The sequence below is a fragment of the Brevibacillus halotolerans genome (assembly GCF_026891775.1).
Lineage (GTDB): Bacteria > Bacillota > Bacilli > Brevibacillales > Brevibacillaceae > Brevibacillus_B > Brevibacillus_B halotolerans.
Window position 1 is genome coordinate 334,690 of the sequence record NZ_JAPTNK010000004.1, and the last position, 6,068, is coordinate 340,757.

The window sequence follows — 6,068 nt, forward strand, 5'->3', positions numbered from 1 at the left end:
TATTTTAAAGGTAAAATTAGAATTTATTGGGTTGATCTCACGTATTGAACATAGGTAGATTTATTTAGCTTTAGGGTACATACAAGCGTTTTTGGTAAAAAAAATAGCCAGATGAATAACTGGCTATTTCGTGCCTATATTACGATTTGCTAGTGGTAACGACTAATGGCTCATCTAGCCTCATTATTCCAGAAAAAAAACCCATGATCCCTATCTATTCTAGAGATCACAGGCTTTGTAATTGGTTAGATATCCATGAAGACCTACTAGATTGTGATGTGGTGTTTACCTCAACTCACTTCGTCAAGGTAAACACCCTGCTCATCCTGAATCAATCAGTAGTTTAAAACGTGAGACGTTACTTAACACATGATTCTCATTTGGAAGCGCACAAATACCTATCAGATTTTACACCCAAAACTACGTTCTTGTTGCCCTTACATACTAATTACCAACAGCTAGGATGATGTGGTTTTCTAACTGGTCTTCTTCTTTTTTTCTTAACAAAGCATTTACAAACCAACTCTACCTTCTTCTTCTTCTTAGGATGGTGATGGTGATGATGATGATGATGACATCTACTCATGTGTCTCACCTCCTTCGTCTGACTTACTATATACTATGTTGTCGTTCGCAACTTGTACTAGTCAAAAGACTTTTCTTTGCTAAATTAGATATTTGTGAAGGTAGAGTCATTTAGAGATTCTAAAAATGAAGCGCTCGGGAGAAAAATGAAGACCGTTGAATCGTAATCTAAGGTTATTAAAAAAGTCTACGAGGACTCACTCGTAGACTTTTTGCCGTGCGTTTATCATAGATACGCCTTACATTTCTTTATCCTTTTGATTTAAAATGTTATCCTCCAGCACAGCGAACTTATCTCCATATTCCTTGATAATATGCTTCTCTCCCCACACACATAAGGAATCTAATATCGGCTTTAAGCTCCACCCGTACTCACTTAGTTCATACTCCACCTTTGGAGGAACCTGATTATAAATAATTCGATTTACAATACCATCCTGCTCTAATTCTCTAAGCTGTTGCGTTAACATTTTTTGTGTAATGCCAGGCATAACCCGTTTTAATTCGCTTGTGCGTTTTTTCCCATGTGTTAAATGACAAAGGATTACACATTTCCATTTTCCACCTATAACCTCTAAGGTAGCTTCGACAGTGATATTATATTTTTTCTTAATCACAGCTTATTCCTCCTAAACACACCCATGGGAACTTTTTGGTACCTATATTACTTTTTAGTAAGTATGTAACTTTATTGTTTGTATATTACTTTATAGTGCGTACTATTCATTTTCATTATCTTACATCATAATAGCATGTACCGGCCGGTCATACCATACTGTAGGAGTGGAGTGAATGTTATTAGATCAAAAAAGAAGCACGTTGGCGCTCCTTGCGTTAGCGATTAGTGCATTTGCAATTGGAACAACAGAATTCATCAGTGTGGGACTACTTCCGCTTATCGCTGATGATTTAAATATATCTGTCTCAACATCCGCTTTAACCGTTACTTTATATGCATTAGGAGTTACCTTTGGAGCACCGATTTTAACCTCTCTAACCTCTGGCGTCCCACGCAAAGCCTTATTATTGTGGATCATGCTCGTGTTTATTGTAGGAAATACTCTTGCCGCCACTGCGAATGGAATTGTCGTATTGCTGATAGCAAGAATGATTTCCGCGTTGTCCCATGGTGTATTTATGTCAATCGGCTCCACTATCGCTGCTGATCTGGTACCAGAAAATCGCAGGGCTAGTGCAATCGCCTTTATGTTTTCAGGACTTACAGTAGCGACCGTCACTGGAGTTCCTTTAGGCACATTTATCGGACAGCAATTAGGTTGGCGTGCTGCTTTTATTGGAATCGTCGCAGTTGGCATCTTAGCTTTCCTAGCCAATATCATTTTAATTCCTTCCGATTTGCGTAAAGGGACCAAAACACCACTGCGAGAACAGCTTACACTGATTACTAATGGAAGATTGCTTCTTGCCTTTCTCATTACCGCTATTGGATATGGTGGCACTTTTGTCGTCTTTACGTATTTATCACCATTACTTCATGAAATAACTGGCTTTAAGGAAACGACCGTTGCCATTATTCTTCTTGGCTATGGAATTGCTATTGCGATTGGAAACATCATTGGTGGAAAGGCAGCCAACCGCAAACCTATTTCCGCCTTATTTTATATGTTTACTATACAATCCATCATACTCTTCGTCTTAACGTTCACCGCCCCGTTTAAAGCTGTCGGATTACTAACAATCCTGCTCATGGGCTTGTTAGCTTTTATGAACGTGCCCGGATTGCAGGTCTATGTCGTCATGTTAGCTGAACGTTATGCACCGAAAGCAGTAGATGTAGCTTCGGCTATGAATATCGCCGCTTTCAACGCAGGTATCGCAATCGGAGCATACCTAGGCGGACTCGTTACTGACAAGCTTGGACTGATTCATACCCCCTGGGTAGGAGCATTGATGGTTTTAGGAGCCGTACTTTTAACAGGTTTGGCTCGCGCCTTGGAAAGAAAAGATAAGACTACCAACAAGAATGAGCTTGCTCGCCTGTAAAAGTCTATGTTTTCATGATCGCTTTTGATTAAAAGGAAGGGACTCTCTTGGCGATATTTTTGTTACTGATCATTTGTACCGCGTTTTTCCAGTACATCATTATGTAAAAAATGACATAGGAGGCTATTCATATGGCAAAAAATTTACAAGATACAACAGCACTACACAACGGTATTAAAATGCCTTGGTTTGGAATTGGCGTATTTAAAGTAGAAGAAGGCTCTGAACTAGTAGCAGCCGTCAAATCAGCTATTAAGCATGGTTACCGTAGTATTGATACGGCTGCTATATATGGAAATGAAACAAGTGTGGGACAGGCGATCCACGAAGGCATTCAAGAAGCAAACATCTCCAGAGAAGACCTCTTTGTGACCTCAAAGGTTTGGAATGCCGATCTGGGATACGAAGCCACCCTGGCTGCCTTCGAAACAAGTCTAACTAAACTCGGCTTAGAATACCTCGATTTGTATCTCATTCATTGGCCTGTGAAAGGTAAATATAAGGAAGCTTGGCGAGCGTTAGAGAAGCTCTATAAAGATGGACGTGTAAAAGCAATCGGGGTCAGTAATTTTCAAATCCATCATCTTGAAGACCTGATGGGGGAAGCTGAAATAAAACCCATGATAAACCAAGTGGAATTTCATCCATATCTGACGCAAAAGGAATTGATTACCTTCTGCCGGGCGCATGATATTCAAATGGAAGCATGGTCCCCATTAATGCAGGGCCAATTGTTAGATAACCCGGTATTACAAGAACTTGCTGATAAGCACGGTAAAACAGTTGCTCAGGTCATCCTTCGTTGGGACCTCCAGCATGGTGTTGTCACCATTCCGAAGTCCACTAAAGAGCATCGAATTGTTGAAAATGCATCCGTGTTTGATTTCGAGTTAACACAAGAAGAGATGGAGCGCATTGATGCTTTGAATCAAAATCATCGAGTCGGTCCCGATCCGGACAACTTTGATTTTTAATTTTGTAAGAGAAAACGTAGTAAGCCGCCATTTCTTTTTAAGGTGAGAAATGGCGGCTTATTATTTTGCATGACCAATACACGTAAGCTTTTTTTCGTTTACAGTACAAGGAAGAAAATGAGAGTAACAAATAAGCAAATAACCCTTAAAGAATACTCATTAATAAGAAAATATTGCTTTTTTAAAATATATATATTTATCTTATTCTTCAATAGTGATATCGTAATGTCATCAGTAATAATATGGAAAAAACGATAGTTAGGTGGTTCTAACATGAAGAGACTAAAAATTATCTTATTTTTATGCTTATTATCCCTTTCAATAATATTGCTAAATGGATGTGAGCAAATAAGTAATAATGAAACCGCACTAAACAAACTAGCCGATGAATAATATCTATCATTTTCAACATTTAGTCTTAGTCTACTGATAACAGAACCCGCAGGTGCTACATGGGTAAATGTTAAGGTTGCAGCCGCTGGAGCAATCTTTTCTAATTCAACTTCACGATTTATAGTAAGACTCTCTCCACTAGAATAACCATAAAGAATAAGAATTCCATTTATAAATGATTAAAAGAAGAAAATGACATTTCTTTTAATATAAAAATTTCTCACAAACAGCGAAGTAATCATTTATCAATCGCAAAAATCACAAAAATTCTTGAAGAATTAATAATAGATAGATTGATTTATTTTGTCTTATTTAGTGCTTTGGAAGGAATTTTTGAAAGATCGAGATAGAATTGGATTAAGTTATAGATAATCCTAGCTGTTCTTATAAAAATCAGGTACTAATATCCAATGATAGTCATATAATTAGCCTTTTATCAAACAACAAAGACAGTCCAAAACTTTTTAAAGTAAGTTTCGAACTGTCTTTACAGTTATAGAAAAAGCTTTTTATTGTGTCATCCCCATCATTTGTTTCATGTCCTCCTGCGCATGTCCGATCAGTTTAACATTAAACAAATCCTGCAAAACGGTTAGCACGCCTGGCTGAATAAATTCAGGCAGCTTTGGACCAATTCGAATATCCTGGATTCCCAAGCTGAACAACCCGAGCAGGATAGCCACTGCTTTTTGTTCAAACCAGGAAAGCACAATACTAACCGGCAAATCGTTGACCTCGCAACCAAATGCGTCTGCTAAAGCGGCTGCAATCTTAATTGTAGATACAGAGTTATTGCACTGCCCTAAATCAATGTAGCGAGGAATATCGGTTCCTGGCACTGTTCCATAGTCCACATCATTAAAACGGAACTTTCCACAGGACGTGGTAAGAATAACTGTTTCCTTTGGTAAAGAAGTGGCCAATTCCCGGTAGTACTCGCCGCCTTTCCCCGGTGCGTCACAACCTGCGATTACGAAGAAGCGTTTGATCTTGCCTGCTTTCACAGCATCAATAATCTCTGGTGCAATCCCTAATACCGTTTCATGATGGTATCCAGTAGTTAAAGTGTGATCTGATTGGATATTTGCTTCTGGCAGGGAGAGTGCTTTTTCGATCAGTGGAGCAAAATCGTCGTTTTCAATCTTAGTCACTCCCTCCAATCCAGCGACATCGTAGGAATAAAACCGGTCAGCGTAACTGCCTTTTATCGGCATAACGCAGTTTGTAGTCGCAAGAATCGCCCCTGGAAACTCTTCAAACAGCCGTCGTTGGTCGTACCATGCTTTGCCGATGTTTCCTTTTAAATGCGGGTATTTTTTCAAGGCAGGATATCCGTGAGCAGGTAGCATCTCGGAATGAGTGAAGATGTTTATGCCCTTTCCCTCTGTCTGTTTCAACAATTCCTCTAGTGCAAATAGATTATGTCCAGTAACCACAATGCATTTGCCTTCAATTTTATTTTGCGATACGGTCACAGGCTGCGGAATGCCGAAGTGCTCGGTATGTGCTTTGTCCAGTAGCTCCATCACCTTGATCGCGGCTTGACCTACCTTCATCGCCATTTTTAGATGATCATCCAGATTAAAGTTAACGTTAGTCAAAGTAAAATATAGCGCTTCCTGAGTGATGCCATCCACTTCAGAGTCGATATAACCCAGTTGGCGAGCATGGGTTGCATACGCTGCAATCCCTTTTAACGCAAAAACGATCGTGTCTTGAATGCTAGCCAATTCCTCTGTTTTCCCACAGACACCGATCACCTTACACCCACCGCTCGGGGTTTGTTCGCATTGGTAACAGAACATCACGATCTCTCCTTTTCTCTTTTACTCTTTATGAGTTGATTATAAAAATCAGCCGTTCTATTCGATGTGATGCGGCTCACATAAAGGGTGGAGAATCGGTGACAAGCGGGTGGAAAAAATTTATAAAGCTACCGTAGCCTCTCACTGCGAGTATGAAAAAAGAACCTTCGATCCAAAGGGGGGACTGACCCCATAACGTGAGACAAATCAAAACACCTTCAAGAGAATGCAACCATGTCGTAAGATATGGAAGTAACCTGGAGGTGTTTTTTCTTTGGCAACGAGAGTGAGTTACCCTATGGAAATT

At 39.6% G+C, this 6,068-nt stretch carries 4 protein-coding genes; 2 read left to right on the forward strand and 2 right to left on the reverse strand.

Going from position 1 to position 6,068, the window contains the following annotated elements; genetic code table 11:
• Nucleotides 1–824: 824 nt before the first annotated feature.
• Nucleotides 825–1,199 carry a winged helix-turn-helix transcriptional regulator gene (locus O0550_RS08565; RefSeq protein ID WP_035301640.1) on the reverse strand — a complete coding sequence of 125 codons (375 nt, stop codon included), beginning with the start codon at nucleotides 1,197–1,199 and terminating at the stop codon, nucleotides 825–827.
• A 178-nt stretch (nucleotides 1,200–1,377) separates the two neighbouring features.
• Between O0550_RS08565 and O0550_RS08570 the strand changes: the two genes are divergently transcribed.
• Both O0550_RS08570 and O0550_RS08575 read left to right on the forward strand, forming a co-directional pair.
• Nucleotides 1,378–2,589, forward strand: a complete 1,212-nt coding sequence (locus O0550_RS08570; RefSeq protein ID WP_181747420.1) for an MFS transporter — start codon at nucleotides 1,378–1,380, stop codon at nucleotides 2,587–2,589.
• A gap of 131 nt (nucleotides 2,590–2,720) precedes the next feature.
• Nucleotides 2,721–3,563: an aldo/keto reductase gene (locus O0550_RS08575; protein ID WP_258426034.1), complete on the forward strand. Its 843-nt coding sequence runs from the start codon at nucleotides 2,721–2,723 to the stop codon at nucleotides 3,561–3,563.
• Nucleotides 3,564–4,465: 902 nt separating this feature from the next.
• On the opposite strand, the gene hcp is transcribed toward O0550_RS08575, so the two are convergent.
• Nucleotides 4,466–5,761 carry a hydroxylamine reductase gene (hcp, locus tag O0550_RS08580; RefSeq protein WP_035318981.1) on the reverse strand — a complete coding sequence of 432 codons (1,296 nt, stop codon included), beginning with the start codon at nucleotides 5,759–5,761 and terminating at the stop codon, nucleotides 4,466–4,468.
• Nucleotides 5,762–6,068: the final 307 nt, after the last annotated feature.

Excerpts from the sequence above, each read along its gene's own strand:
- hcp (WP_035318981.1), bottom strand. The coding sequence starts at position 5,761 with ATGTTCTGTTACCAATGCGAACAAACCCCGAGCGGTGGGTGTAAGGTG.
- O0550_RS08570 (WP_181747420.1), top strand. The coding sequence starts at position 1,378 with ATGTTATTAGATCAAAAAAGAAGCACGTTGGCGCTCCTTGCGTTAGCG.
- O0550_RS08575 (WP_258426034.1), top strand. The coding sequence starts at position 2,721 with ATGGCAAAAAATTTACAAGATACAACAGCACTACACAACGGTATTAAA.